General features: G+C 73.0%; 21 protein-coding genes and 2 pseudogenes. 13 read left to right on the forward strand and 10 right to left on the reverse strand.

Annotated features, from left to right (window positions below; all coding sequences use genetic code 11):
• Positions 1 to 307: 307 nt before the first annotated feature.
• Together surE and AB8A24_RS08240 are read right to left on the reverse strand one after the other, a co-directional pair.
• Positions 308 to 1,213 carry a 5'/3'-nucleotidase SurE gene (gene surE, locus AB8A24_RS08235; RefSeq protein ID WP_328964730.1) on the reverse strand — a complete coding sequence of 302 codons (906 nt, stop codon included), beginning with the start codon at positions 1,211 to 1,213 and terminating at the stop codon, positions 308 to 310.
• A 116-nt stretch (positions 1,214 to 1,329) separates the two neighbouring features.
• Entirely contained in the window at positions 1,330 to 2,583 is a 1,254-nt protein-coding gene (locus tag AB8A24_RS08240; protein ID WP_328964731.1) for an MFS transporter, read from the reverse strand.
• A 618-nt stretch (positions 2,584 to 3,201) separates the two neighbouring features.
• Between AB8A24_RS08240 and AB8A24_RS08245 the strand changes: the two genes are divergently transcribed.
• From AB8A24_RS08245 to AB8A24_RS08255, 3 genes are all read left to right on the forward strand, one after another.
• Entirely contained in the window at positions 3,202 to 3,945 is a 744-nt protein-coding gene (locus AB8A24_RS08245) for a phosphatase PAP2 family protein (RefSeq protein WP_328964732.1), read from the forward strand.
• Positions 3,946 to 4,057: 112 nt separating this feature from the next.
• Positions 4,058 to 5,632 (forward strand): carboxylesterase family protein, encoded by a 1,575-nt coding sequence (locus tag AB8A24_RS08250; protein WP_328964733.1) that lies wholly within the window; start codon positions 4,058 to 4,060, stop codon positions 5,630 to 5,632.
• Between the two features lie 103 nt (positions 5,633 to 5,735).
• Positions 5,736 to 6,743: a LacI family DNA-binding transcriptional regulator gene (locus AB8A24_RS08255; RefSeq protein ID WP_328964734.1), complete on the forward strand. Its 1,008-nt coding sequence runs from the start codon at positions 5,736 to 5,738 to the stop codon at positions 6,741 to 6,743.
• A gap of 515 nt (positions 6,744 to 7,258) precedes the next feature.
• Here AB8A24_RS08255 and AB8A24_RS08260 read toward each other — a convergent pair.
• Positions 7,259 to 8,020 (reverse strand): phosphatase PAP2 family protein, encoded by a 762-nt coding sequence (locus AB8A24_RS08260; RefSeq protein ID WP_328964735.1) that lies wholly within the window; start codon positions 8,018 to 8,020, stop codon positions 7,259 to 7,261.
• Between the two features lie 119 nt (positions 8,021 to 8,139).
• The gene (locus AB8A24_RS08265; protein WP_328964736.1) at positions 8,140 to 9,090 is read right to left on the reverse strand and encodes an alpha/beta hydrolase; all 951 of its coding nucleotides are present in this window, start codon (positions 9,088 to 9,090) and stop codon (positions 8,140 to 8,142) included.
• Positions 9,091 to 9,342: 252 nt separating this feature from the next.
• On the opposite strand from AB8A24_RS08265, the gene AB8A24_RS08270 reads away from it, so the two are divergent.
• The 8 genes and pseudogenes from AB8A24_RS08270 to AB8A24_RS08305 all read left to right on the forward strand — a co-directional run bounded on the left by AB8A24_RS08270 (position 9,343) and on the right by AB8A24_RS08305 (position 18,329).
• A complete protein-coding gene (locus tag AB8A24_RS08270; RefSeq protein ID WP_328964737.1) occupies positions 9,343 to 9,786 on the forward strand; it encodes an ATP-binding protein in 444 nt (147 codons plus the stop codon).
• 170 nt (positions 9,787 to 9,956) lie between these two features.
• Positions 9,957 to 11,567, forward strand: a pseudogene (locus AB8A24_RS08275) (AMP-binding protein); the annotation flags it as partial.
• A gap of 126 nt (positions 11,568 to 11,693) precedes the next feature.
• Positions 11,694 to 12,083, forward strand: a pseudogene (locus tag AB8A24_RS08280) (acyl-CoA thioesterase); the annotation flags it as partial.
• The gene (locus AB8A24_RS08285) at positions 12,065 to 14,368 is read left to right on the forward strand and encodes an FAD-dependent monooxygenase (RefSeq protein WP_369475244.1); all 2,304 of its coding nucleotides are present in this window, start codon (positions 12,065 to 12,067) and stop codon (positions 14,366 to 14,368) included. The pseudogene AB8A24_RS08280 and the gene AB8A24_RS08285, both read left to right, overlap by 19 nt.
• Before the next feature lie 20 nt (positions 14,369 to 14,388).
• Entirely contained in the window at positions 14,389 to 15,417 is a 1,029-nt protein-coding gene (locus AB8A24_RS08290) for a carbon-nitrogen hydrolase family protein (protein WP_328964739.1), read from the forward strand.
• Complete coding sequence (locus AB8A24_RS08295) at positions 15,414 to 16,526, forward strand: cupin domain-containing protein (protein WP_328964740.1); 1,113 nt, start codon at positions 15,414 to 15,416, stop codon at positions 16,524 to 16,526. Before AB8A24_RS08290 ends, AB8A24_RS08295 begins: the two co-directional genes overlap by 4 nt.
• A gap of 108 nt (positions 16,527 to 16,634) precedes the next feature.
• Complete coding sequence (locus AB8A24_RS08300; RefSeq protein ID WP_328964741.1) at positions 16,635 to 17,540, forward strand: fumarylacetoacetate hydrolase family protein; 906 nt, start codon at positions 16,635 to 16,637, stop codon at positions 17,538 to 17,540.
• 9 nt (positions 17,541 to 17,549) lie between these two features.
• Positions 17,550 to 18,329, forward strand: a complete 780-nt coding sequence (locus AB8A24_RS08305) for an Asp/Glu racemase (RefSeq protein WP_369475245.1) — start codon at positions 17,550 to 17,552, stop codon at positions 18,327 to 18,329.
• Positions 18,330 to 18,575: 246 nt separating this feature from the next.
• On the opposite strand, the gene AB8A24_RS08310 is transcribed toward AB8A24_RS08305, so the two are convergent.
• The 4 genes from AB8A24_RS08310 to AB8A24_RS08325 all read right to left on the reverse strand — a co-directional run bounded on the left by AB8A24_RS08310 (position 18,576) and on the right by AB8A24_RS08325 (position 22,343).
• Positions 18,576 to 19,631 (reverse strand): alcohol dehydrogenase catalytic domain-containing protein, encoded by a 1,056-nt coding sequence (locus AB8A24_RS08310; protein WP_369475246.1) that lies wholly within the window; start codon positions 19,629 to 19,631, stop codon positions 18,576 to 18,578.
• Between the two features lie 54 nt (positions 19,632 to 19,685).
• Positions 19,686 to 20,540, reverse strand: a complete 855-nt coding sequence (locus AB8A24_RS08315) for a DMT family transporter (RefSeq protein ID WP_266387315.1) — start codon at positions 20,538 to 20,540, stop codon at positions 19,686 to 19,688.
• Positions 20,541 to 20,640: 100 nt separating this feature from the next.
• Complete coding sequence (locus AB8A24_RS08320) at positions 20,641 to 21,438, reverse strand: alpha-L-glutamate ligase (protein WP_328964743.1); 798 nt, start codon at positions 21,436 to 21,438, stop codon at positions 20,641 to 20,643.
• Complete coding sequence (locus AB8A24_RS08325; RefSeq protein WP_369475247.1) at positions 21,435 to 22,343, reverse strand: RimK family alpha-L-glutamate ligase; 909 nt, start codon at positions 22,341 to 22,343, stop codon at positions 21,435 to 21,437. Before AB8A24_RS08325 ends, AB8A24_RS08320 begins: the two co-directional genes overlap by 4 nt.
• Positions 22,344 to 22,496: 153 nt before the next feature.
• On the opposite strand from AB8A24_RS08325, the gene AB8A24_RS08330 reads away from it, so the two are divergent.
• Positions 22,497 to 23,915, forward strand: a complete 1,419-nt coding sequence (locus AB8A24_RS08330) for a hypothetical protein (protein ID WP_328964745.1) — start codon at positions 22,497 to 22,499, stop codon at positions 23,913 to 23,915.
• Positions 23,916 to 23,924: 9 nt separating this feature from the next.
• Positions 23,925 to 24,656 (forward strand): hypothetical protein, encoded by a 732-nt coding sequence (locus tag AB8A24_RS08335; RefSeq protein WP_266387300.1) that lies wholly within the window; start codon positions 23,925 to 23,927, stop codon positions 24,654 to 24,656.
• A 468-nt stretch (positions 24,657 to 25,124) separates the two neighbouring features.
• Here the strand turns inward: AB8A24_RS08335 and AB8A24_RS08340 are convergent, their stop codons facing one another.
• Positions 25,125 to 25,850 carry a zf-HC2 domain-containing protein gene (locus AB8A24_RS08340; protein ID WP_328964746.1) on the reverse strand — a complete coding sequence of 242 codons (726 nt, stop codon included), beginning with the start codon at positions 25,848 to 25,850 and terminating at the stop codon, positions 25,125 to 25,127.
• A complete protein-coding gene (locus AB8A24_RS08345) occupies positions 25,847 to 26,458 on the reverse strand; it encodes a sigma-70 family RNA polymerase sigma factor (protein WP_030725819.1) in 612 nt (203 codons plus the stop codon). The genes AB8A24_RS08340 and AB8A24_RS08345 overlap by 4 nt, the downstream gene beginning before the upstream one ends.
• Between the last annotated feature and the right edge of the window lie 10 nt (positions 26,459 to 26,468).

Consider the following 26,468-nt stretch of genomic DNA (forward strand, 5'->3'; position numbering starts at 1 on the left):
GCAGGGCGCCCTGCGCGACGCCGACCACCGGGCGTGGTGATCCGCCGGACGGCGACGGCGGCGACCACGCGGCCGCGGGTGGTACGGAGGCGAGCAGTGCCACCAGGGCAAGTGCGGTACCGAGCAGGGACCTTGCCGAGGGCAGCCGTTTCCCGGGCCTCTTCATCCGTCCTCCTGGAGTGTTGCCGATGCGTGCCGATGCGTGCCGAAGTCGTCCCGGGGTGGGGCCGCTGCCGCGCCGGGGCGGGGCCGGGTGGTGTCCGGCCGGGGCGGAGCGGGGTGCGGGCTCCGCCCCGGCCGGGGCCTGTCAGGGGCGGAGCCCGGCGATCAGCGCGGCGGTCACGGCCTGGTCGACCGGCCCGGTGTTCCAGTTCGGGTTCATGGGACTCACGGCGATCCGGTCGGCGGCGACGGCCTCGATGTCACCGCCCTTGGCCGCGGGCCGCAGGTCCACCTTGACGGTCACCTTCCAGGTGCCGTCGCCCGCGTCGGTGAAGTCCGGTTCGAGCAGGGTCTGCGGGTCCTGGAAGGTCGCGGCCACACCGGCGGCCGTTCCCTTGCCGTCCGCGCCGACCACCGGGTGGTTGACGTTCAGACCGACGCCCTTGGGCAGCAGCGGCCCGGACCGGGCCCGCGTCCGCAGCCGGTCGATCAGCTTGACCGCGAAGTCGAGCGTCGGACCCATCGCGTTGACCGTGGTGACCGGGTCGGGCGCGGTGACGCCGCCGGTGCTCAACGCGATGGCCGGTACGCCGTGCTCCAGCGCGGCGACGGCGCCGCCGACCGTACCGGAGTGGGTGGCCAGACCGGCGACGTTCGGGCCGAAGTTGGTACCGGAGACGACCAGGTCGGGGGCGTCGCCCGCGAACACCTCGGCCAGCCCGAAGGCGACGGAGTCGCCGGGGGTGCCGTCGACGGCCCAGACCTTCGGCTCGGGGTGCTTCACCGTGATCGACGGGCCGCTCAGCATCTTCGTACCGGTGCCGCTCTGGTTGGTGAGCGGGGCGACGATCGTGACGTCGTGCCCGGCGGCGGTCAGCCGCTCGAAGGCCTTGCGGATGCCCGGGGCGTTGTAGCCGTCGTCGTTCGTGAGCAGGATCCGCAACGGGCCGGCGGGCGCGGTCCGCGGCGCGGCGACCGCCGGTGCCGTGCCGGCCAGCGCCGGCGTGCACAGCAGCAGCGCGGCCAGCGGCAGAACTCGCTTGCGTCTCACAGGTTGCTCCTTGGGAGGGGAGGTGGTCGAGGGTGAGCAGGGGTGGGAACCGGCGGGCGCACGACCCTCGGCGTGCGCCCGCCGGAGCTGCGGACGGGCGGGCCCGGGGGAGGGGGTCAGCGCACGCTGCGGATCGGGAGGATGGCGAGCGCGCCGACCAGCGAGAGGGCTCCGCCGACGAGGAAGAGCGGGGTGTAGCCGCCCAGGCCGGTGACGACGGCCGAGGCGACGAACGGGGCGATGATCTGCGGCCCGGCGTTCGCGATGTTGAGGACACCCATGTCGCGGGCGGCGTCCTCGGCCCGCGGGAGGACCAGCGTGACGAGCGCGGTGTCGACGGCCATGAAGCAGCCGAAGGCGAGTCCGTTGAGCGCACTGAAGACGAGCATGCCGGTCCAGGTCGGGCTGATGACCGGGACCACCATGACGAGCCCGGCGAGGGCCGCCGACACACCGACGAACACCTTGCGGCGGTTCCAGCGGTCGGACAGCAGACCGCCCACCACCGTGGACACCGCCATCGCGACCATCGACACCGGGGTGAGGACGGCCATCGCGGCGGGCGGGGTCAGTCCGTCGGGCAGCGCGATGTGGTCGCCGAGGATGTACAGCTGGTAGCCGACGACGGAGAAGTAGCCGAGGACCATCAGGGCGCGGCCGATGAAGGCCCAGCGGAAGTCGTGGTTGGCCAGGGCCGAGAGGAAGGCGGCCAGTTGGGCGCCCTTGGGTCTGGCGGGCGCCTCGGCGGCGGGTTCGGTCCGCGCGACGTCCCGGCAGAAGACGCTGAGCAGCAGGGCGGATCCGGCGACGATCGCGCCGAGGATCAGGTAGCCGGTGCGCAACTGGTCCGCGGTCCGGGAGGCGATGAGCACGCCGACGGTCCCGCCGATGGGCAGACCGAGACCGACGAGTGCGGACGCGGTGCCCCGGCGGGCCGCGGGGATCCGGTCGGGCACGATCGCGGTGACCGCCGCCTGGAAGACGTTCATGGTCGCCTGGATCAGGCACCAGACGATGCCGACGAGCAGGGCCGTGCTCACGCTGCCCAGGAGGGCGAGCAGGGCGAGCGAGGCCAGACCACCGCCCACGATCCACGGGTTGCGGCGCCCGCTGCGGTCGGACAGGGCGCCGGCGATGGGGTTGAAGGCGGTGGCGAAGACCGCGCTGACCCCGCCGATCAGGCCGAGGACGGCGACCTTGTCGTCGGGGGCTATCGCGGCGATCTGGGTGGGCAGCAGGACGGAGCCGACGCCCATGTAGAGCGCCATCATCGCCGAGTTGGCGACCAGCAGGAGGGGCAGGAGACCTCGCCGGGGGGCGGGCTCCCCGGTCGGGGGTACGGACGGTTCGACGACTTCGGGCGTGGCCATGACGACTCCTCGGGGGACGGAGCGGGGAGGTGGCGTGCGAGGGAGAGAGGGGCGGCCCATGAACGGGCGCGGGACGGCGTCGCCGTCGGGACGTGCGGTGGCGGACGTCGTTCGTAACGTGATGTTGTTACACGTGTCACCAGGTGCGGTGGACACTGTGTAGCACCCATTTCCGGGCTCCGCCAGGTCCTACGGCGCGTCGTTGTGCAGATCGTGACCGTCGGGGGAGTCGGCGTGGCATGACGTGTAACCAACCGGTCGCGGCCATCGGGTGCGGTAGATGTGTCGAGAAACCCTCTTGCTCTTGTGGCGGTCGTGACGCATCGGCAATACTCCGTGCCGCACCGCGACGATCCCGTCGCCGGCGGGCTTCCCGCCCGTCCCGGCGTTGCCGGGTGCCGTGCGTCGCCGCCGCGTTCCCGTGGCTGCCGGCCGCACCTCGATGACGTATCCCGATGCCGTACCCCGAGGGCGTTTCCCGATGGCGTCCCCCGCCGTGACGTCCTCCCCACGACGTCCCCTGAGGGTGTTCCCCGGCGCCCTCCTTGCGTTCCACCGTCCCGTGCCTGCTCTCCGCGTGCCCCCACCGCTCGGGGAGACGACCGTGAAAGGCCCGCCATGTTCCCCTCGCCCTCCTTCGTGCCACCGTCCCGGCCGCCCCTGCCGGTCCGCCCGCCCCGGCATCACCTTCCGGCGGCCCCGCCGCGTCATGCGCTCGGCCTCGGGATCGCCCTCCTGGTCCTCGCGCTGCTGGCCGGGCTGCTGCTCCGGCTGGGCCGGAGACCCTTCTTCCAGGGGCTCGACGACCGGTGGGCGGCCTCGGTGAACGACTCCGCCGCCGCGGGATCCCCCAGCGGTGACGGTGGCAGCGGCTTCATCACCGTCCTCGACCGGCTCGGCGGCCCGCTCGGCATGGTCCTGCCGCTGCTGGTGATCGGCTGCCTGTGCGTCTACGGACGCTGGCGCTCGGGGCTGTTCGTCTTCACGGTCACCGTCGTCGCCAACCTCGTCGTGCTCCTGCCCCTCAAGCAGCTGGTCGACCGGCCGCGTCCGCCGCACCCGCTGGTGCTGGTCAACGACGGCTCGTACCCGTCCGGGCAGGTGTTCGGCGCGGTGACGCTGGTGGTCGCCGTTGCGGTGGTGGTGTTCCCGCCGCGTGCGCGACGCTGGTGGTGGGCGTTCGGAGCCTCGTACGTCCTCGCCATGATGGGCAGCCGGACCTGGCTCCATGCCCAGTGGCTCAGCGACACCGTAGCCGGCGCCCTCGTCGGCGTCGGAACCTGCCTCGTCCTGTGGCGGGCCTTCGCTCCGCTACTGGAGACGGAGTCGGAGCGGATGGCCTCGAACAGCCTGTGGCTGTGAGGTGCGCTCCCGGAGTGCACATTATTGAGCAACATTGACGTTCGACAAATTTTCGCCATATTCTCGATCGGGCGGCGCGCATCGGCGCGCGGCAGCGAGGAAGGAACGGCTCATGCCTCACCCCCCAGGCCAGGACCCGGCGGTGGTGGACCTGCCCGCAGGCCGCCTGCGCGGCGCGAACGAGGGCGGGCTCACGGTCTTCCGAGCCGTGCCCTACGCCGCCCCGCCGGTCGGTGAACTGCGCTGGAGGCCGGCGCGGCCGCACGCCGGCTGGAGCGGCACGCGGGACGCCACCGCCGACGGCCCGAGCGCGCCGCAGATGTACATGGAGGGCGGTGACCCGGTGCTCGGTGGGCACGGGTCACCCCCCTTCGACGAGGACTGCCTGACCCTGAACCTCTGGACGCCCGCCGTCGACGACGCCCGGCGCCCGGTCCTGGTCTGGATCCACGGCGGCGGCTTCGTGTCCGGCTCCGGATCGCTGCCCGGCTACTCGGGCGAGACCTTCGCGCGCGACGGCGACCTCGTCGTTGTGAGCATCAACTACCGCATCGGGCCGCTCGGTTACCTCTACCCCGGTGACGGGGAAGGCGGTGAGGGGGGTGAGGTCGGCGCGGGCGGTGAGGGCGGCGAGGGCGGCAATTTCTGGCTCACCGACCAGCTCGCCGCCCTGCGCTGGGTGAAGGAGAACATCGCCTCGTTCGGCGGAGACCCGGACTGCATCACGGTCGCCGGGCAGTCCGGCGGCGCGGTGTCCACCGCCGCCCTCGCCGGCCATCCGCAGACCGAGGGCCTGATCCGGCGGGTGATCCTGCAGAGCCCGCCCTTCGGCCTGGACCTCCCCGGCCCGGCCGCGTGCCTGGAGCGGACCGCCGCCTACCTGGAGCTGGCCGGTGCCAAGGACCTGGCGGAGCTGCGTACGCTGCCCTGGCCGGAGTTGATCGCAGCCGGTGGCGGACTGTTCGCGCAGACCATGCGGTGGGGGTACTGGCCTACGCCCTTCCTGCCCGTGATCGACGGAGTGACCCTCTGCGACCACCCGGCCGAGGCCCTGCTGAGCGGTGCCGCGGCCGATGTCGACGTCATGATCGGCTGGACGCGGGAGGAGGCCAACTTCGGCTTCGCCCTCGACGAGGGGTACGCCGCCGCCACCCGGGCGCAGGTGACCGAGCGGATCGCGGAGACCTTCGGGAGCGAAGCCGCTGAGGGTGCGTATGCCGCGTACGAGCGGGCACGGCCCGGAGCCCGCCCCGCCGACGTCCTGATGGACCTCATCACGGACGAGCTCTTCCGGGTGCCGGCGGTGCGGCTGGCCGAGGCGCGCGGCGAGACGGGCAGTCCCGTATGGGCCTACCAGTTCGACCTGCCCACCCCGGCGTACGAGGGCCGGCTCGGCGCCGCGCACTGCCTCGAACTCCCCTTCGTCTTCGACAACTTCGACCAGTGGTCGCACGCGCCCTTCCTGGCCGGCCTCGCCCCCGCCGTCCGCGACGGCCTCGCGTACGCCATGCACCGGGCCTGGATCGCCTTCGTCCGCACCGGCGACCCCAACCACCCCGACCTGCCGCAGTGGCGGCCGTACGACACGCGCACCCGCACCACGATGCGCTTCGACTCGGTCGTGACCGCCCTCGACGACCTCGCGGGAGCCTCCAGGCTCCTGCACACCCCCGCCCCCTTGATTTGACTCGTGTAACCTGAGAAGGAAGGAGTCACCCGAGCGAAGCCGGTGCGTGCACCGGGGCTCGATCGGATGCCCGGTCCGAGCAGAAGGAGCGTCGAGGGACGTCATGACCAGAGACACTCACGTCCCCGCATCCATCACCAGCGCCGACGTGGCCCGCCTCGCCGGGGTGTCGCGTGCCACGGTCTCCTTCGTCCTCAACGACACCCAGGGCCATCGGGTGAGCGCCGGTACCCGTGTCCGGGTGCTCGACGCGGCGAAGCAGCTCGGCTACGTACCGCACGCGGCCGCCCGGTCCCTGCGCGCCGGCCGCAGCAACCTCGTCCTGATGCCCTCGTCGATCTCCGCGATCGGCCGCCTCGTCAGCGACTGGGTCGACGATCTGCACAGCGAGCTCGACCGCTTCGGATACACGGCCGTCCTGCACGCGGGCCGCTTCGCCGACCCCGTAGACGCCGCCCGGGCCTGGGCCGAACTGCGCCCCGCGGCCGTCGTCGCCCTGGACGGCGACCGCTTCACCCCGCAGGCGGCCGAGGTACTGGCGCGGGCCGGGGTGCGCGGCATGCTGGCCTTCGCGTCCCACCCCGTCAAGGGGGTGCACACCATCGGTTTCGACCACACCCGGATCGGTGCCACCGCGGCCGAGCACCTCATCGCGCGCGGCCGGTCCCGGATCGGCGTGGTCATGCCCCAGGAGCGCGGCCTCGGCACGCTGGCCGAGCCGCGCCTGGCGGGAGCCGAGTCGGTCGCGGCCCGCCACATGGCCACGGTCACCCCGGTCGAACTGTCCTACACCCGGGAGTCTGCGAGCGCCCTCGCCCGGCGCTGGCGCAGCCTCGACCTGGACGCCGCCTTCACCTACAACGACGAGTACGCCGCCCTGCTGCTGCACGCGCTCCAGGCCGAGGGCATCAGCGTGCCCGACGAGGTCGCCCTGGTCGGCTGCGACGACCTCGTCCTCTCCACGCTCCAGCAGCCCCCGCTCACCACGGTCCGGCTCGACATGCCGTCGGCCGCGCGGATCGCGGACGCGGTGCACGAGCTGATCGAGACCGGCACGGCGGCGCCGGTGCCGGCCGTGCAGCCGGTCCTGGTGCACCGCCGCACGTCCTGACCTGCCGACCTCCTGACCTGCTGACTTCCTGACCTGTCGGCCCCGTCAGTCCTCGACGGCCTGGTAGAGGGCGGGCCTGCGCGGTCCTGGGCCGGCTCACCGATCTCGGCTTCGGTCCGGACTGCGTGGCCGCGCAACGCGAAGCCCGGGTTCTGAGGACGGGGCGCCGGCCGTCGCCCGGCACAACGCACTGGTTCGAGACGAAGCTGCGCGCAGCCGGCATCGACATCCCGTATCGGTGACGGTCGCGGGGTCGACCCCGTTGCCGATTGCTCTCGTCCGATCCCCTGCTCCGGACGAAGCCAGGCGGCAGGATCACCGGGCCGGGCCCAGCATCTCGTACACGGCCTGCAGGTGGTCGGTCATCGTCGTCCAGGGCTGCTCGTCGGGCTATGGCCGTCACAGCATCGGCCATGCCTCCTCCGCGCCCCCGGCCGGGGCCCCTGGCCACGGGGGCCGAAGCCGGCCCGGCCCGTGCGCGGTCCGGCCGGCGCGCATGCCGGACGCCCGCTCGCTCAGGCGGTACCCGCGCCCGCGGCCGCCCCCCGACGGTCGTGGGCGCGGGCACGTTCCCGGGCGAGCGCCGGACCGAACAGCCACCACGCCAGCAGTCCCACCCCCGCGCCCGCCGCGGCTCCGGCCACCGTGTCGCTGAGCCAGTGCGCGTGCAGCCAGGTACGGCTCCACATCATGGCTAGCGTGAGGACCGCGCCCCCGATCCACCACGCCCGCCGCCGGGCGGCCGGTACCAGGAGCACCCCGAGCAGCACGACCAGGAGCGCCGCCGTGGCCGCGTGGCCGGACGGGAAGGAGCCGTGGTCGACGCGGACCAGCGGATGGGCCGGGCGCGGCCGGTCCACCAGGTGCTTGAGGCCCTGGACGACCAGCATGTTGCCGCCGAGGGTGGCGGCGAGCAGGAAGCCGGCCGAGACCCAGCGCCTGTGGACGAGCAGCAGGACCAGTACGGACAGCGGTATCAGGGAGCCGACCGGACCGCCGATCAGGTCCAGGATCGTGGCGGCGGCCTGGTAGATCCCCTCGTGCGGGCCGCCCATCCAGATCAGCCACCGGTCGTCCAGCCCCTGGAACGGCGGATCCGCCACGTCGGAGCGGACGACGAGTGCGGGTGCCACGGCCGCGCCCAGGAGCAGGAGACCCGCGACGAGGAGGCCGCGGCCGCGCGGCGTCCCGGTCTCGGGGCGCCGGCCGGTCCCACCGGATCGGCGGGGTCCGCGGGGTCTGCCGTGCGGGGTGGTGGTGGTCGGGTTGCCGGACATGGCTGCCTCTCGTGACCGCGGCGGGGGCCCGCGGCCGGGTGTGCTGTGAAGGGGAACGCGGGGGCGCGGCCGGCGGGGCCGCGCCCCCGCGGTGGAACAGGGGCGCGGGACCGGCGCCGTCAGGCCCCCGCGCCGAGGTGCAGGGCCAGGAAGGCCACGCCCCCCGCGACGATGGCGGGGATGTCGCGGGAGCCGAGGAAGATGTGGTCGGCGCCGTCCACGGGCTGCAGGGTGACCTCGCCCCCGGCGCTCTTGAGGGCCGCGGCGAGGGCCTCGCTCTGGCTGTACGGGACCAGGCCGTCGTGGGTCCCGTGGACCAGCAGGAACGGCGGCGGGTTCGCGCCGGCCGCGTAGGTCACGGGGCTCGCGGCCCGCGCCAGGTCGGGCCGCTCGGCGACGGTGGCACCGAGCAGGGCCTCGTAGGGGTCGGGGAAGTCCGTACCGGGCATGGCCGGCATGGGGTGCTCCGCCAGGGTGACGAGGTCGGAGACGCCGTACCAGTCCACGACCGCGCGGACCCCGGTCCCGCCGGAACCGACGCCCTGCGTGCCCTCCAGCGCCGCGCCCTGTGGGCTGTCGGGGCCGACGAGCCCGGCGAGCGCGGCCAGGTGACCGCCGGCGGACTCGCCCCAGACGCCGATCCGGTCCGGGTCGATGCCGAGGTCTCCGGCGAACGCGCGGACGTAGCGTATCGCGGCCTTCACATCGTGCAGCTGGGCCGGGAAGGGCGCCTCGAGGCTGTGCCGGTAGTCGATGGAGACGAGGGCGAGGCCGGCCGCCAGTACCGCCCCGTGCAGCAGGTCGGCGGGGACGGTGGGCGGCGGGTAGCGGCGGTCGCCGTCCAGCCAGCCGCCGCCGTGGATCCAGACGATCGCCGGGAACGGGCCTTCGCCGGCGGGCACCTGTACGTCGAGCAGCCGGGGGCGGTAGCCGGGCGTGGTCGCGTAGGTGATCCCGTCGAAGCGGCGGACGCCGTCCGCGCCCGTCACGGGCGGTACGGGGGACCGGTACGGCGGGGGCGGCCAGGTCATGTCGGCCATGTCGATCTCGGCGGGAGGAGATTGCGTCATTGCGGCCCTTCCAATTCGGCGCTGTCCCGGTGGAGCGGTGGCGATGTGGCCGGTGGGGCGGACGCAGGCTTCGCGTCGTTTGTCCGGAATGCTTGCGCGAGTCACCGGGGGAGGCGTAGCGTGTTACACGTGTAATCAAGGACTCTAGCGACGCATTTCCGCTGACCACAAGCCCAGGAACGATCCAGATTCCGGATCAGTTACACGAGCTACTGCAGTGGCGGCGCCGCCTTCCCCCTCCGGGAGCACGTCATGCTCACCATCGCCGACACCTCTGCGGTTCCCGTGGTCCGAAGCTACGTCCACTGGGTCGCCGCCCCCGACGCCGCGAGCGTTCCGCAGGTCAGGTCCCGTGTGCGCACCACTCTCGACGGTTGGAGGGTTCCCGGCGAGGTGGTGGACGCCCTGCTGCTGGCCGTCAGCGAACTCGTCGGCAACGTCGTCCGGCACGCGGGCGGCGCCGGCCGGATGCGGGTCGCCGTCGCGGCTGGCTCCGGCTGGCTCCGGCTGGAGGTTGCCGACCAGGGTGCCGGGCTGCCGCGGCTGCCCGCCCCCCGGGCGGAGGTCGACCCGGAGTCCGAATGTGGCCGCGGGCTGCTGATGGTGCAGCTCATGACGGCCGAACTGGGCGGCGAACTCTCCGTGGTGGCACATGAGTTCGGCAAGTCGGTGCGGGTGCGCGTCCCCGCCCCCTGAGTCGTGCCGCAGATGTCCGGAAGGGCGCCCGGAACGGTGTCCGGAAGGGCGCCGGAGGCGCTCGAAGGGGCTTCTTCGCCCCGCTCGATATCGCGAGATGTTGACGGGCGACAAATATTCGACATACCGTGCACCCATCTCCCGCTGCTCCCTGATCGAGGTGCCGCCCCATGGAGCTCTCCCCTTCCGCGTATGCCGATTCCTTCTGTCGTGATCGGCTTCCGCCCTTCCCCCTGTGGCCCGAACTCAACTTCGAACTCGCTGAGTTGGAGTACCCGGACCGCCTCAACTGCGCCCAGCGCCTGCTCGACGAAGCCGTCGAGCGGCACGGCCCCGACCGTCCCTGTCTGCTCACCCCGACCGAGCGCTGGACCTACGGCGAACTGCAGCACCGCGCCAACCAGGTCGCCCAGGTCCTCACCGAGGACTTCGGCCTCCGGTCGGGCAACCGCGTCCTGCTGCGCGGCCCCAACAACCCCTGGCTCGTCGCCGCCTGGTTCGGCGTCCTGAAGGCCGGCGGGGTCGCCGTCACCACCATGCCGCTGCTGCGCGCCGGAGAACTCGCCGAGCTCACCGACATCAGCCGGCCCTCCCTCGCCCTGTGCGACCACCGCTACGCCGACGAGCTCGCCCCGGGCCACCGCCCCGGTCTGCCCGACCTGCCCGTCCTCACCTACGGAGGTCCCGGGCCGGACGACCTGGCCGCGCGCTGCGCCGCCAAGGACGGCCGGTTCACCACCGTGGTCACGGCCGCGGACGACGTGGCGCTGATCGCCTTCACCTCCGGTACCACCGGGCGCCCGAAGGCGACCCTGCACTTCCACCGCGACGTCCTGGCGAACGCCGACACGTTCTCCCGGCACGTCCTCAAGCCCCGCCCGGACGACGTGTTCACCGGCACACCGCCGCTCGCCTTCACCTTCGGGCTCGGCGGACTCGTGGTCTTCCCGCTCCACGTGGGGGCCGCGACCCTGCTGATCGAGCAGGCGGCCCCGCTGCAACTGGCCGACCTGGTCGCGGAGCACGGTGTGACCGTGCTGTTCACCGCGCCCACGGCCTACCGGGCGATCATGGAGGCCGGGGCGGTGGACCGGCTGGCCGGGCTGCGCCGCTGCGTGTCCGCCGGGGAGCCGCTCCCGGCCGCGGTGTGGCACGAGTTCCACGCCGCCACCGGTCTGCGCATCATCGACGGCATCGGCGCCACCGAGATGCTGCACGTCTTCATCTCCGCGGCCGACGAGGACATCCGGCCCGGTTCCACCGGCCGGCCCGTTCCGGGCTACCGCGCGGCCGTGGTCGACGAGAACGGTGACCCCGTCCCCGACGGGCAGCCCGGACTGCTCGCGGTCACCGGCCCCACCGGATGCCGCTACCTGGAGGACCCGCGCCAGGCCTCGTACGTCAGGAACGGCTGGAACATCACCGGTGACACCTACATCCGCGACGCGGAGGGGTACTTCTGGTACGTCGCCCGCAGCGACGACATGATCGTCTCCTCCGGCTACAACATCGCGGGCCCCGAGGTCGAGAAGGCCCTCGTCACCCACCCGTACGTCGAGGAGTGCGCGGTGGTCGGGGCCCCGGACGCCCGGCGCGGCATGCTGGTGAAGGCGTACGTGGTCCTGGGCGCCGGTGTCCCGGCCGACGGGGCGACCGTCCGCGAGCTCCAGACCCACGTCAAGGAGACCATCGCCCCGTACAAGTACCCGCGCGCCGTCGAGTTCGTCAGCGCGCTCCCACGCACCGGCACCGGCAAGCTCCGCCGCGGTGAACTGCGCGAACGTGCCCGCACCGACGCCGCCCCCACGCCGGTCCCGATACCCGCCCCGGCACCGGCCGAGCCGGCCCGCGTCGTCGTCGAACGCCGCGTCGAGTGGACCGACACCGACGCCGCCGGCCACTACCACCACTCCACCGTCGTGCGCTGGGTCGAGGCGGCCGAGGCCGTCCTGCTCCACCGCCTGGGCCTCTCGCACCTGTTCGGCAGCACGCCCCGGGTCCACTTCGAGGCCGACTACCGGGCCCGCCTCTGGTTCGGGGACGCCGTGCGCACCGAGCTGAAGGTCACCAAGGTCGGCACGGCCTCCCTGCACTACGCCTTCACCGTACGGGGTGCACAGGGCGGCGAGGCGGCCACCGGCCGCATGGTCATCGCCCACTCGGCCGCCCACGCCACCGGGTCGACCCCCTGGCCCGCCGAGGTACGGGACCTGCTCGGCACGGCCGGACCGCAGCAACCGGAACTACTCACCACCGCACCATCAGCAGGAGGCACGCCGTGCGCGTCGCAGTCATAGGAGGAGGGCCCGGCGGACTGTACTTCGCGGCCCTCACCAAGCAGCTCTCCCCACACTGGGAGGTCACCGTCTGGGAACGCAACGCTCCCGACGACACCTTCGGCTTCGGGGTCGTCTTCTCCGACGAGACGCTCGACGGCATCGCCCAGGCCGACCACGAGATCTACGAGGCCATGTCGGCCGAGTTCGCCCGCTGGGCCGACATCGACGTCCGGAACCGGGGGAACACCCTCACCTCGGGCGGCCACGGCTTCGCGGCCCTCGGCCGCCGGCACCTCCTGCGCATCCTCCAGCAGCGCTGCGCCGACCTGGCCGTGGACGTCCGCTACCGCACCCAGGCCCCACCGGCGGCCCAACTCGCCGCCGGCTACGACCTGGTGGTGGCGTGCGACGGCGTACGGTCGGCCACCCGAGCCGCCTACGCCGACACCTTCGCCCCCGACCTCGACGAGCGCTCCGGCCGCTACATGTGGCTCGGCACGGACAAGGTCTTCGAAGCCTTCACCTTCATCGTCGACGAGCAGGACTTCGGCACCCTCCAGGTGCACGCGTACCCCTACGACGCCACCCGCTCCACCTTCATTGTGGAGATGACGGAGGACGCCTGGCGGCGTGCCGGCTTCGCGGAGTTCGCCGACCGCGACCATCCGCCCGGCACCAGCGACGAGGACAGCATCCGGCGCTGCGAGGAACTCCTCGCCGGCCACCTCGACGGCCACCGCCTGATCCCCAACAACTCCAAGTGGCTGCGCTTCACCACGGTCCGCAACAAGACCTGGCGGCACGAGAACGTCGTCCTGCTCGGCGACGCCGCCCACACCGCGCACTTCTCCATCGGCTCCGGCACCAAGCTCGCCATGGAGGACGCCCTGGTCCTCGCGGCCAGCCTGCACGAGCACCCGGACGTGCCGACCGCCCTCGCCGCCTACGAGCAGGAGCGCAGGCCGGTGGTGGAGTCCACCCAGCGCGCCGCCCAGGCCAGCCTGGAGTGGTTCGAGCACATCGACCGCTACACCGGCCAGGACCCGCACCAGTTCGCCTTCAACCTCCTCACCCGCAGCCGCCGCGTCACCTACGACAACCTGCGCGTCCGTGACGAGGGCTTCACCACCGCGGTCAACCGCTCCTCGGCCGTGCCGCCGATGTTCCGCCCCTTCCCGCTCGGCGGCCTGCTGCTGCGCAACCGGGTCGTCGTACCGCCCACCGCCCTGCACACCGCGCGCGACGGGGTCCCCGGCGACTTCGACCTCGTCCACCTCAGCACGCAGGCCATCGGCGGCGCCGGGCTGGTCCTCGCCGGGATGACGGCCGTCGGCGCCGACGGGCGGGCCACCCCCGGCTGCCCCGGCCTGTGGAACGAGGAACAGGAGGCGGCCTGGCGGCGCCTCACCGACTTCGTCCACGGCCAGACCGACACCTGCCTCGGCATCCAGCTCACCCATGCCGGACGCCGCGCGGCCACCCACGGCGGCGGGCAGCCGGTCGCCGCCTCGGCGCTGCCCTGGGACGAACGCGGCCCGGTGCCGCGCGAGGCCGACCGGGCCGACATGGACGCGCTCGTACGGGACTTCGTGACCGCGGCCCGGCGGGCCGACCGGGCGGGCTTCGACGCCCTGGAACTCCAGTACGGGCACGGGCACCTGCTCTCGGGCTTCCTGTCCCCGCTGACCAACCTGCGCACCGACGAGTACGGCGGCGATCTGGACGGCAGACTGCGGTTCCCGCTCGAAGTGCTGCGCGCCGTACGGGAGGTGTGGCCGGCGGGCAAGGCGCTCCTCGTGCGGATCTCCGCCGCCGACTGGGCCGAGGGCGGCACCACCGAGGCCGACGCCGTCGCCATCGCCCGCGCGCTCGCCGAGGCGGGCGCCGACGCCATCGACGTCTCCACCGGCGAGGTCGTCGCCCACGAGAAGCCCCGCTACGGCCGCAGCTACCAGACCCCCTACGCGGACCTCATCCGCAATGCCACCGGGGTGCCCACCATCGCCGTCGGCGCGATCTCCACGTACGACGACGTGAACTCGATCATCCTGGCCGGCCGGGCCGACCTGTGCGGCGTCGGCCGCGCCCAGCTCCACGACCCCCTGTGGACCCTGCACGCCGCGGCCGCCCAGGGCTACCAGGGCCCGGCCGCGCCCTGGGCACGCGCCTGGCGTGCGGGCAGCGGGCGGCCCCCGTCGGCGCGGACCGACCGGATCCCGCCGCGCCTGGAACTCCTGCGCCGGCCCGCCGCATCCGTCCACCGCCGCTGGCTGCCCCGCGCGGCCGTCCCCGCCCACCGATAGGCCCGGAGGTACCCACGCACATGGACAGGGACCACCTGCCCCGCTTCACGGCGGCGGCCGTTCAGGCCGCGCCCGTCTACCTCGACCCCACCGCCACCGTCGACAAGGCCGTCGCCCTGATCGCCGAGGCCGCGGCGAACGGCGCCGAACTCGTCGTCTTCCCCGAAGTGTTCGTCCCCGGCTACCCGTACTGGAACTGGACGATGAACCCGGTCCAGGGGTCCCCCTGGTTCGAGCGGCTCCAGCGCGCCTCCGTCGACATCCCCGGCCCGCACGTCGACCGCCTGCGCGCGGCGGCCCGCCGGCACGGCGTCGTCCTCGTCATCGGGGTCAACGAGCGGGCCGCGCACAGCCTCGGCGTCCTCTACAACACCCTGCTCACCATCGGCCCCGACGGCGAACTCCTCGGTGTGCACCGCAAGCTGGTCCCGACCTGGGCCGAGAAGCTGACCTGGACCGGCGGCGACGGCAGTTCGCTGAAGGTCCACGACACCCCGATCGGCCCGCTCGGCGCCCTCGCCTGCGGGGAGAACACCAACACCCTGGCCCGCTTCGCCCTCCTCGCGCAGGGCGAACTCGTCCACGCCTCCTGCTACATCGCCCTGCCCGTGGCTCCCGCCGACTACGACATGGCCGACGCGATCGCCGTCCGGACGGCCGCCCACAGCTTCGAGGGCAAGGTCTTCTCCGTCGTCGCCTGCTCCACCGTCTCCCCGGAGATCGTGGACGCCATCGCCGGGGACGACGAGGAACTGCGGGGGCGGTTCACCCGCCCGCGCGGCGCCCTGTCCGGGATCTTCGGCCCGGACGGCCGCCCGGTCACCGAACCCCTCGTCGACGAGGAGGGCATCGTGTACGGGGAGATCGACCTCGCCCGGTGCATCCAGCCCAAGCAGATGCACGACATCGTCGGCCACTACAACCGCTTCGACGTCTTCCGTCTCGAAGTGGACAACCGTCCCAGGCCGCCCGTCACCTTCACCGTCCCGCCCACGGTTCCCCCGCCCGCCGCCCCGGCCACCCCCGCCGCTCCCGAGGAGGACGTATGACCATCGAGCAGGACGACACCATGCTCGGCCGTGCCCGGGTGTCCGACACCCCGGAACTCACCCGCTACTACGAGGAGCTCGGCACCCTCGACGCGGGCGCCCTGTGGACCGTCGCCAACGACATCGAGCCCTGGTACCCGCAGCCGAAGTCGGTCCCCGTGCTGTGGCGCTACAGCGAACTGCGCCCGCTGGTCCACAAGGCCCTCGGCCTCGTCAAGGGGGACGACGCCGGCCGCCGCGTCGTCATGCTGGTCAACCCGGGCCGCAAGGACGTCAGCGCCGCCGCCGGGCTCCTCTACACCGGCCTGCAGATCATGGGCCCCGGAGAGGCCATGACCGCCCACCGCCACCAGGCCGCGGCGCTGCGCTTCGTCCACGAGGGCACCGGAGCCTGGACGATCGTCGACGGCCAGAAGCTGAAGGTCGGCCCCCGGGACTTCGCCATCACCCCCAACGGCACCTGGCACGAGCACGGCAACGACGCCGACGACGCCCCCGTCATCTGGCAGGACGGACTCGACATCCCCCTGGTCAACGCCCTGGACGCCGGGTTCTACGAGGTCCACCCCGAGCTGTACCAGACCCCCGGCAAGGTCATCAACTCCTCGGTCCTGACCTACGCGGCGAACCTGCTGCCGTACGGCGTCGAGAAGTGGACCCGGCCCTACTCCCCGCTCCTCGCCTACCCCTGGGAGCCCACCTACGAGGCCCTGCGCGGCCTCGCGAAGGCGAGCGAGGGTTCCCCGTACGACGGGATCATCGCCGAGTACACCAACCCGGTCACCGGCGGCTCCGTCATGCCGACCATGGGCGCCCACATGCAGCTGCTGCGCCCCGGCCAGGCCACCCTCGCCCACCGCCACACCGGCTCGGTGATCTACACGGTGGCCAAGGGCCACGGGGTCTCGGTGATCGCCGGACAGCGCTTCGAGTGGCGGCAGGGCGACATCTTCTGCGTCCCGTCCTGGGCCTGGCACGAGCACCACAACCTCGACGAGTCCGAGGACGCCTGCCTGTTCTCCTTCGACGACTTCCCCGTCATGCGCTCGCTCGGCTTCCACCGCGAAGAGGCGTACACCGACAACGGCGGCCACCAGCCCACCCCCTGAACCGCTCCGCCGTACCGGACGCCGCCGGCCCTGACACCGGCCCCGGTACGGCGGAGCCCCCGCCGCCGATCCCCGCGGCACCCTCCCTCTCCTACGCAAGGAGCCCCCATGCGGCTGCTCAGCTACACCCTCGACGATGCCTCCGTGCGTCTCGGCGCGCAGGTCGACGACCTCGTCGTGGACCTCGCCACCCTGGCCCGGCAGGCCACCGCGCAACTGCCCCTGGACCTGCTGTCGTTCATCCGGGCCGGCGCGGCCGCCCAGGAGACCGCGCGCGGCCTGCTGGCCGCCGGCCCCGAAGCCTGGCCCGCCGAGGCCGTCCATCGGCTCGACGCCGTGTCCCTGCGCGCACCCCTGCGCCCCGGCAAGATCATCGGCGTCGGCCTCAACTACATCGAGCACGTCGAGGAGTCCAGCCGCAGCCTCGACACCGACAAGGACCTGCCGCCGCGCCCCGTCCTCTTCGGCAAGCCCGCCACCGCCGTCACCGGCCCCGACCAGCCGATCCTGCACAACGCCGACCTGACCACCCAGCTCGACTGGGAGTGCGAACTCGCCGTCGTCATCGGCCGCCCCGCCTTCCGGGTGAGCGAGGAGGAGGCGTACGACCACATCTTCGGCTTCAGCATCGTCAACGACATCAGCGCCCGCGACCAGCGCCGCTCCGGCCAGTGGTTCTTCTCCAAGGGCCAGGACTCCTACGCCCCCTTCGGCCCGGTGGTCGTCACCCGTGACGAGATCCGGGACCCGATGGCTCTGGACCTCTCGCTGCGCGTCAACGGCGTCACCAAGCAGAAGTCGAACACCCGGCACATGCTCTTCCCCATCGCCCGCCTCATCGCCGACATCAGCTCCGGCATGACCCTGGAACCCGGCGACGTCATCGCGACGGGTTCGCCGTCCGGTGTCGGCGCCGGCATGGTCCCGCCCGAGTACCTGCGCCCCGGTGACACCGTCGAAGCCACGGTCGAAGGCATCGGCACCCTGACCAACCCCGTCGTCGACGCCCGCTGAGGAGCGCACATGTCCCCCCGTACCTACCGCATCGGCCAGATCGTGCCGAGCTCCAACGTCACCATGGAGACGGAGGTCCCGGCCATCCTCCGGGCCCGCCAGGCCGTCGTACCCGACGAACGCTTCACCTTCCACTCCAGCCGGATGCGCATGACCCATGTGACCCCGGAACAGCTCAAGGCCATGGACGCCGATTCCGACCGCTGCGCCGTGGAACTCTCCGACGCCCGGGTCGACGTACTGGGCTACGCCTGCCTGGTCGCCATCATGAGCATGGGGCTCGGCTACCACCGCACCTCCGAGCAGCGCCTGCACACCCGGACCGTCGAGAACGGTGCGCCCGCCCCGGTCGTCACCAGCGCGGGAGCCCTCGTCCACGGGCTGCACACCATCGGCGCCGAGAAGATCGTGCTGCTGGCCCCCTACATGCGCCCGCTCACCCGGACCGTCGTGGAGTACCTGACGCACGAGGGCATCGAGGTCCTGGACCACCAGGCCCTCGAGATCCCCGACAACCTCGACGTCGCCGCCCACGACCCGGCCCGGCTGCCGGGCCTCGCGCGAGCCCTGGACCACGCCGACGCGGACGCGGTCGTGCTCTCGGCGTGCGTGCAGATGCCCTCCCTCGGCGCCATCGAGGAGGCCGAGCAGCTCCTGGGCAAGCCGGTGGTGTCCGCGGCGGTGTGCACGGCCCACCAGATGCTGCGGGCCCTGGACCTCGACGCGGTGGCCCCGGGGGCGGGCCACCTGCTGTCGGGCCGGTACGCGCGCACCCCGCTGCCGGGGTAGCCGGTACGCCCACGGGAGCGTCGGCACCCAGTGGTACGGGTCCGAGGGCCCTTGACGCGAAGACCTCCGGGCGGTGAGTTCCCGGACGGCTCCCACCGCACGGAGGTCTTCGCCGTGTTCACGACCTCGACAGGTGTCGACCACGCTCGTGCGGGGCGACAGGCCGCGGCTCCACTCCGCGGACCGCGCCGAGCCGCGCGAACAGGTCGAGTCGGTCATCCGGGCCGAGGCCCGGGCGATCGCGGCTCAGCTCCGGGCGCCCGCTCCCGGGAGGATGATCGTGACCCCGCGCCCGGCCGCCGTGCCCATCGCGGCCAGCGCCGCCGGGGCGGCGTCGAGCGGGATCGTCGAGGTGACCAGCAGGTCCGGCCGCAGCGCCCCGCCCCGGACCAGCTCCATCATCGGCGGGTAGGCGTGCGCCGCCATGCCGTGGCTCCCCAGGATCTCCAGCTCCCAGCCGATCACCCGGTCCATCGGCAGGACCGCCGCTCCGGCCGCCGCCGGCAGCAGTCCCACCTGCACGTGCCGCCCGCGTCGGCGCAGCCCGGCCACCGAGGCCGCCGCCGTCGCCGGTGATCCCAGCGCGTCCAGGGACAGGTGCGCGCCCCCACCGGTCGCCTCCCGGACCGCCTGCGCGGTGTCGGCGGTGTCCCGGGCGTCCACGCAGTGCACGGCGCCGAACTTCCGTGCCAGATCCAGCGCCCCCGGCGCCGTGTCCACGGCGACCACCCGGGCCCCGGCCGCCGCCGCGATCATCACGGCGGAGAGCCCCACCCCACCGCAGCCGTACACGGACACCCACTCGCCCGCCGCCACCCGGCCCTGCGCCACCACCGCCCGGAACGCCGTCGCGAAGCGGCAGCCGAGACCGGCCGCCGTCGCGTACGACAGCTCCTCGGGCACCGCCACCAGATTCACATCGGCGTGGTCCAGGGCCACGTACTCGGCGAAGGACCCCCAGTGCGTGAACCCGGGCTGCGTCTGCCGCGCGCACACCTGGTGGTCGCCGGCCGCGCAGTCGGCGCAGCTGCCGCAGGCGCACACGAAGGGCGCCGTGACCCGGTCACCGACCCGCCAGTTCACCACGCCGGCCCCCACCGCCTCGACCACACCCGCGAGTTCGTGGCCGGGCACGTGCGGCAGCACGATGTCCGGGTCGTGCCCCATCCAGCCGTGCCAGTCGCTGCGGCACAGCCCGGTGGCCTCCACCCGCACCACCACCCCGCCCGCCGGCGGACCGGGCTCCGGTACCTCCCGTACCTCGGCCTGCTCGCCGTACCGTTCGAAGACCACCGCTCGCATGGATCCCGCCCTCCGCTCGACTGCCCGCACGGTACCGGTCGCCGAGGGCGCTGTTCACGGCGCGCCCTCCCCGGCCCGGGCCAGGGCCAGCACGCCCCCGCAGATCAGGGCGATGCCCAGCAGTTGGGGGAGCAGCCACCAGCCCGACCGCAGGTGTTCCTCGTACAGGACCACCCCCAGCGCGATGCTGATGCTCGCGTCGCCGAGGGTCAGCGCGGGCTGCGAGGCGACCAGCGGGCCGCCCTGCATGGCGTGTTCCAGCAGGAGCAGGGCGCAGATGCCGCTCGCCCCGAAGGCGTACGTCTCCCAGGTCGTCAGGAAGGCGACGAAGCCGCTGTCGTCGAGGACGTGCACCGCGGACTTCATCAGCGCGGCGGTGAGCGCGTAACAGACGGCGGTGGCGGCACCGAGGCAGCCGGCCCGGGCGCGGCCGGGCGGCAGGCGCATCCCGGCCACGGCCAGGGCGGCCACGACGACCGCGCACGCCGGCAGGGCCACCATCCAGCGCTCGGCCGGCACGTCCGTACGGTTGCCCATGGGCGAGGCGGCCACCAGCGCGACCCCGAGCCCCGCCACCACCCCCGCCACGGCCAGCCACAGCGCCCCCGGCAGCCGCTGCCGCGTCACCAGCGAGGCGATCAGCAGCGCGAGCGGCAGCTCCAGCACGAACAGCGGCTGTACGAGGGCCAGGGCGCCCGTGGCGAGCGCCACGGCCTGGCCCACCCCGGCCGCGATCACGGCCAGGATGCCGCCGATCCACAGCGGCCGCCGCAGCAGATCGAGGACCAGGCCGAAGCGGAAGCCGTCGCTCTGTGGCACGGTCAGCGCGGCCCGTCGCTGGAGCACGGTGGCGAGTGCGTTGCTGAACGCCGCGAACAGCGCGAAGAGGACCGGCAGGACGACGCCCATGCCCCGATCCTCACGGTGCCCGCCGCCCCGCCGTGGCACGACACCGGGCCACGGCCGTCATGCCCCGCGCATTCCCCCGTCCGGACCTGCCCGGCAACCCTCAGGCACGCCCCGCGGCCCGGCGCAGGGCCAGCGCCGCGAGGGCCTCCGGAGCGCCGGCCTGGCCCCGGACGCCGGGGAAGGCGTTGACGTCCACGATGAGCGGTGCCCCGCCGCCGGTGTCGATGATGTCCACGCCGTAGACGTCGAGCGCGAACACCGCGCCCACCTCGCGCACCAGATCGGCCCAGCCGGACGGCAGTTCCGCGAGCGGCAGGGGGCGGGTGGGCCCACGGCCCCCGGGGGAGAGCTCCGAGCGACGCAGGGCCGAGAAGACCTGGTCCCCTATGGCCCACAGCTTGTGGTCCCAGCCGCTGTTGGGCGCGTAGTCCTGCGCCACGACCGGCTCGTGCGGCCATTCCCGGGCCAACTCCCGCAGGCGTGCCGCGTCGTTCACGCGGGCGACGAGGTCGCCCCGGCGGCTGCGCCGGCTCTTGACCACCACGGGGGCGTCGAGCAGGGCCCCGGCGGCCCACGCCCCGAGGGAGTCGTGGGTACGGGTCGCGGCGAAGGGCAGCCCGGCCCGCAGGGCGAGCTCGGCCATCTCCGTACGGTCCTGGCACAGCGCGGTGGCCGCGGCGGAGTTCACCACGGTCGCTCCCCGCCGCTCCAGGTGGCGGGCGAGACCCAGCGCGTGCGGTGTCCGCGACTTCAGCAGGTACACCTCGGCGAGCGGCAGCGGTACGTCCCCGAGCGTGACCGGATCGAGGGCTTCGACCGTGTGCTCCGGGGCCAGCAGCGCGGTGGTGTCCGCCAGCAGCGGATGCCCGGGCTCCGGGGTGATCAGGCCGATCCTCACGCGCCGTCACCTCCCACGGCGGAGACCTGCGCCGGGATCGACAGGGGCAGCGGGTACGGCAACGCCACGGGCGCCGGCGGGGGTGCGCAGCCGCCGCCCGCCCGTGCGAGGTCGAGGACGGCGCGGGCCACACGCGCGGCCGCGTCCGGCACCTGTCGGAAGCTCGGGAAGTCGTTCACGTCGACGACCACCGGGCCGTCCGGGCCCAGCAGCACGTCCACGCCGTACAGGTCCAGCCCGTAGACCGACCCCACCTGGGCGGCGATCGCCGCCACCTCGGCCGACAGCGGCACGCGGCGCTCCCGTACCGAGGGGTCGGGGTGCAGCGGGGAACAGCGCTCGGTCGCGAACAGTTCGCCGCCGACCGCGTACACCTTGATGTCCGTGCCCGAGTTGGGTACGTACGGCTGGGCGATGAGCAGACCCTCGCCCGCGAGCGCGGGCAGCAGCGACTCCAGCCGCTCCGGCGAGGACACCAGGTGCACGGCCCGCCCGGAGCTGCCGTCGGCGGGCTTGACGACGAGCGGGTACTCCGCCTCCGGGATCTCCCTGAGCAACTCGGGGCGGGCCACCGCGTAGGTGGGCGGCAGCGGGAGCCCCCGGCCGCGCCCGAGGGCGGCGGCCAGTGCCTTGTCCCGTACGCCCCGGATCGACCGGGCGTCGTTGACGGTGGTCGTCCCGGCCGCGGCGGCGGCTTCGAGCAGCGTCAGGCCCGGGCCGCCGGACACCGTCTTGAGCACCCAGGCGTCGTGCGCACCCGCGTCCACCACCTCGGTCATGCGCAGGAGCGAGCCGCCCGGCCGCACGACGTCCACCTGGTGCCCCCACGCGGTCAGCTGCCGGATCACCTCGTTCGGCATGCCGTCGTGGCGGTAGTGCTCCTCCACCAGGAAGCAGAGCCTCATGGACCTTCCCCATATCCCCGGACGTCCGCCGATACCGTCCGGCGAGTTGTGACGTCACAGGATGTCATGGACCGCAATGTGATGATCGGTCCGCGTGTGGGCTTCCTTGTTACGCTGCCCGTTCCACATCACCGGGGGAGGGATCAGGGCGGCATGGGCGATCGGTGGACGGAGCTGCTGCACGGGCTCGCAGGGAACGAGGCCGCACCGGCGGACGTGCTGCTGCGACTGCTCGGCCACGAAGACGAGTGGCTGCGTCGAGCGGTTGCGCAGCGCGCGGCTCTTCCGCAGGAGGTGGTCGAGGCCGTTCTCGTCCACCCGGACCGCCGGGTCCGGGCCGCCTTCGCCCAGAACGGCGGAGCCGACCCCGACCAGCGTGCCCGGCTGGTCGACGACCCGTCCGCGTCGGTCCACCTCGCCCTGGCGCACGGCCCCCTGGCCTACCGGCAGCGGGTGGCCCCGCTCCCGGACCGGGCCTACGAGCGGCTGCTCGACCACCCCAGGGGCATGGTGTCCGGCGAACTGGTCAGGTGGGGCGCCGCACCCGCCCACATCCTGGCGGGACTCGCGGACCACGAGGATCCGATGTTCCGGGAGGCGGCCTGCCGTGCCTGGGACCAGCTCGCGGACGAGGTTCGGGAGCGGCTCCTGCACGACGAGGACCCGGACGTGCGGCAGGCCGCCGCCCTGCGGGTCTGCCACGAGGACGAGGAACGGACCACCTGGCTCGTCGGCCGCTCGGGGAACGGGTGGCACCTGGGGGAGGTCCTGGCGAGGGGCCGGCTCACCCGGGAGCTCGCCGAACGCCTGGTCGCGCGGGGCGAACGGATCGCCGCGATCGCTGCCAACCCCTCGCTCCCGCCCGACCTGGTGGCCCGGCTGGCCGTCGACCCCGACCCGCGGGTCCGCCTCCAGGTGTCCGCCCGCCCCGAACTGACCGAGTCCGAGCGCGCCGCCGTCGACCACACCGTGGACGCCGAGGACCGGCTGCCCACCCTGGGATGGGTGTGGGAGCGCCGTACGGACACCGCGTTCCTGCGGAGGTGCGCCCGGTCCGCGCACACCTGGCTGCGGCGCAGTGCGGCGGTCTGCCCCGGCCTGCCGGTCGACGCCGTCGAACTGCTCGCGCGGGACGAGGACTTCGCCGTACGGCTGCTGCTCGCCGAGTTCTACCCGGAGCCGCCGCCCGAGCTGCTCCTCGACCTCTACCTGAACGGCACCCACCGCGCCGTGGGCATGCTGGTCGCCCGGCCGGGCTTTCCCGCCGCCGGGCTCGCCGCGCGCCTCGGCGACTCCCCGGACCCGAGGGCCCGGCGCCTGGCCCTGCGCGACCCCGGTCTGGAGCCGGAACTCCTGGACCGGCTCGGCCGGGACCCGGAAACACGCGCGGCCGCCGGCCGGGACCCCCGGCTCCCGGTGGCCCGGATCCGTGAGTTGCTCGCCGATCCGGATCCCGAGGCAGCGGCCGCCGCGGCGGCCAATCCCGCGCTTCCCGCCGCGGATATGCGTCAGTTGCTGGACCGGGCGCAGGTGCCGGAAATCCTGGTGAATGATCGGACGATCGGCTGCTAGGTTGATCACGTGCCGAAGTTGAATCAGATCATCGCAGTGGAAAAGGGCGTCAAGTCCAAGTCCCTCCAGGAGCTCACGCAGGCTCACCACGACGTCCAGAAGCCCGCCCTGCTGGCCGGAATCTCCCGGACCTACCAGCCCAAGGACGAGGAGGGCGAGCAGCTGCCGCCCGAGTCGACCCGGGTGCAGGTCAAGGCGGAGGACGTGCTGCGGGCGACGGCCGGCACCCTGACGCGGCTGTTCGACGTGACGGCGACCAAGGACTGGGCCAACCGCACCGCGGCCGCCGATGTCGTCGTGGACGGAACGGTCCTGCTGGCGCAGGTGCCCGTGCCGTACCTGCTCTTCCTGGAGAAGCAGCTCACCGACATGCACACCTTCGTACGGAAGCTGCCGGTGCTGGACGCCTCCGAATCCTGGAACCTGGACCCGTCCACGGACTCCTGGAAGACGGACGCGGTGCGCACCATCCGTACCAAGAAGGTGCCGCGCAACCACGTGAAGGCCGAGGCCACCGAGAAGCACCCGGCGCAGGTCGAGGTGTACTACGAGGACGTTCCGGTCGGGTACTGGACGACCGTGAAGTTCTCCGGTGCGCTGCCGGCCCGTCGGGTCAACGAGCTGCTCGACCGCGTGGAGAAGCTCCAGCAGGCCGTCAAGTTCGCCCGCGAGGAGGCCAACAGCGCCGAGGTCACCGACCAAAGGATCGGCGACGCGGTGTTCGGCTACTTGTTCAAGTAGCCCCGAAGACTCCCTCTGTATGTCTGCAGGGGGTGCGCGAGAGCGCAAGCTGAAACTGATGTTGAAGCTGAACTGGGGTGTCAGTTGGGGGTTCGAATCCCTCCCCCGGCATTACGAGCCGGGTTGGCCCAAGCTGGTAGAGGCGGCCCCGTTAATCTCAGATTCTCGCTCCAGTCTCAGTATTCGCCGCCGAACACCGGATCGACCGAGCGTGGACGATCATCGATGGATGGGGGTTCAAGTCCCCTCTGTGCCTCTTCTCGTGGCGCGGTAGTTCAAAGGTAGAACACGTCGATCTAAGAATGATCCGCGACTCTTAAACGTGCCGGTGTGCGCAATTGGGTGGCACACAGGAGCCCGGGAGCTGGATATGCTCCCGGGCTCCGTCACGTTCCGGCCCAGGCCCAGGCCCGGAACCCGGAACCGGAGTCCGGGGTCCGGAGGGCCGGGCTCGCGCCCGCGCTCCGGTCAGACCGGTACGGACACGAACGTCCGGCCCGACTCGTTCTCGACCAGGATGGCCTTGACGTCCGCCGGGTCCACGGCCGCCGAACCGTCCAGCCCCGCGCCCTTGCCCTCGCCGTTCTCCTGGCTGCCCACGACCCAGCTGCCCGCGGTCGTGCGCGTACCGTTCTTGGAGACCACGACCAGCCGGCACCGCTCACCCGGCGGAACTCCCGTGACCGCGGCGCGCACCCGCACCCACTTCGGCGCGGGCGTCATCTGTACGGTCATCCGCGCGCCCGAGGTCTGATCGGTCCCGGAGAGCGTCTTGGTTCCGGCGGGCGGCGGCGAAGGGTTCGCCGTGGCCGTCGGGGACGGAGGTACGGGCAGCGCGACCGCGTCCGGATCGCCCGCACCCAGCTGGGTGCCCGCCCAGAACACGGCGGCCAGCGAGGCGGCCACGGCCAGTCCCGCGAGGCCCGCGCGCCGTCGCGAGTCACCGGCCCGCTCGCCGCGCATCTGCCGCAGGGTGCGCTGGAGCAGCAGGTCACCGCCCTGCGGCGGTCCGTCGAGGAACGCCTCATCGGGCACCTCGCCCAGAGCCGCCTCCATCTCGCGCAACGCGGCCACCTCCTCCCGGCACTGCACACATCCGCTCGTGTGTTCCTCGATCCGGCGGATCTCCTCGGCGTCCAGGACGCCGAGCACATAGGGGCCGAGCAGTTCCTCCTCGTGCCGCTGCCGGTTCATGCCACCACCTCACGCAGTCCGGCGGGCTGCTGGGGCGGCCTGCCCGATCGCTTTCCTTCTCTGGAACCGATGTCCCTGAATCCGTCGCTCTTGAAGACGTCGCGCAGCGCCTTGAGGGCGTAGTGCGAGCGAGATTTGACCGTACCCGCCGGGATGCCGAGGCTGTCGGCCGCCTCCGCCACGCTGAGCTGTCGGTAGTACAACTCCTTCAGGACGTCCCGGTGTTCCGGCGACAGCTGATCGAGGGCCCCCAGGACCGTCATGCTGTCCACCACGGAATCGGCGTGGTCCGCCTCCACCGGGGGAGCGGACGAGGCCCCGGACACCTCGGGCGGTCGGGCGGCCTTGGCCCGGTAGCGGTCGGTGATGATGTTGCGGGCCACGGTGAGCAGCCAGCCGCGCACCGAGCCCTTTCCGTTGACCAGCACCTCGGAGTGGCGCCAGGCCCGGATCAACGTCTCTTGTACGACATCCTCGGCGGCGGCCCGATCTCCGGTCAGCCGGGTGGCGTACGCGAGCAGGGCGTGACCGTGCTCCTCGTACACCGACTTGATCAGTGCCTCATCGGTCGAGCCCCGCCGAGTGCGGGGCCACAGTGGTCCGGCCATCTCACCCTCT

Origin of the sequence: Streptomyces sp. BF23-19, assembly GCF_041106355.1 — a bacterium.
In the GTDB taxonomy this organism is placed as follows: Bacteria; Actinomycetota; Actinomycetes; order Streptomycetales; family Streptomycetaceae; genus Streptomyces; species Streptomyces virginiae_A.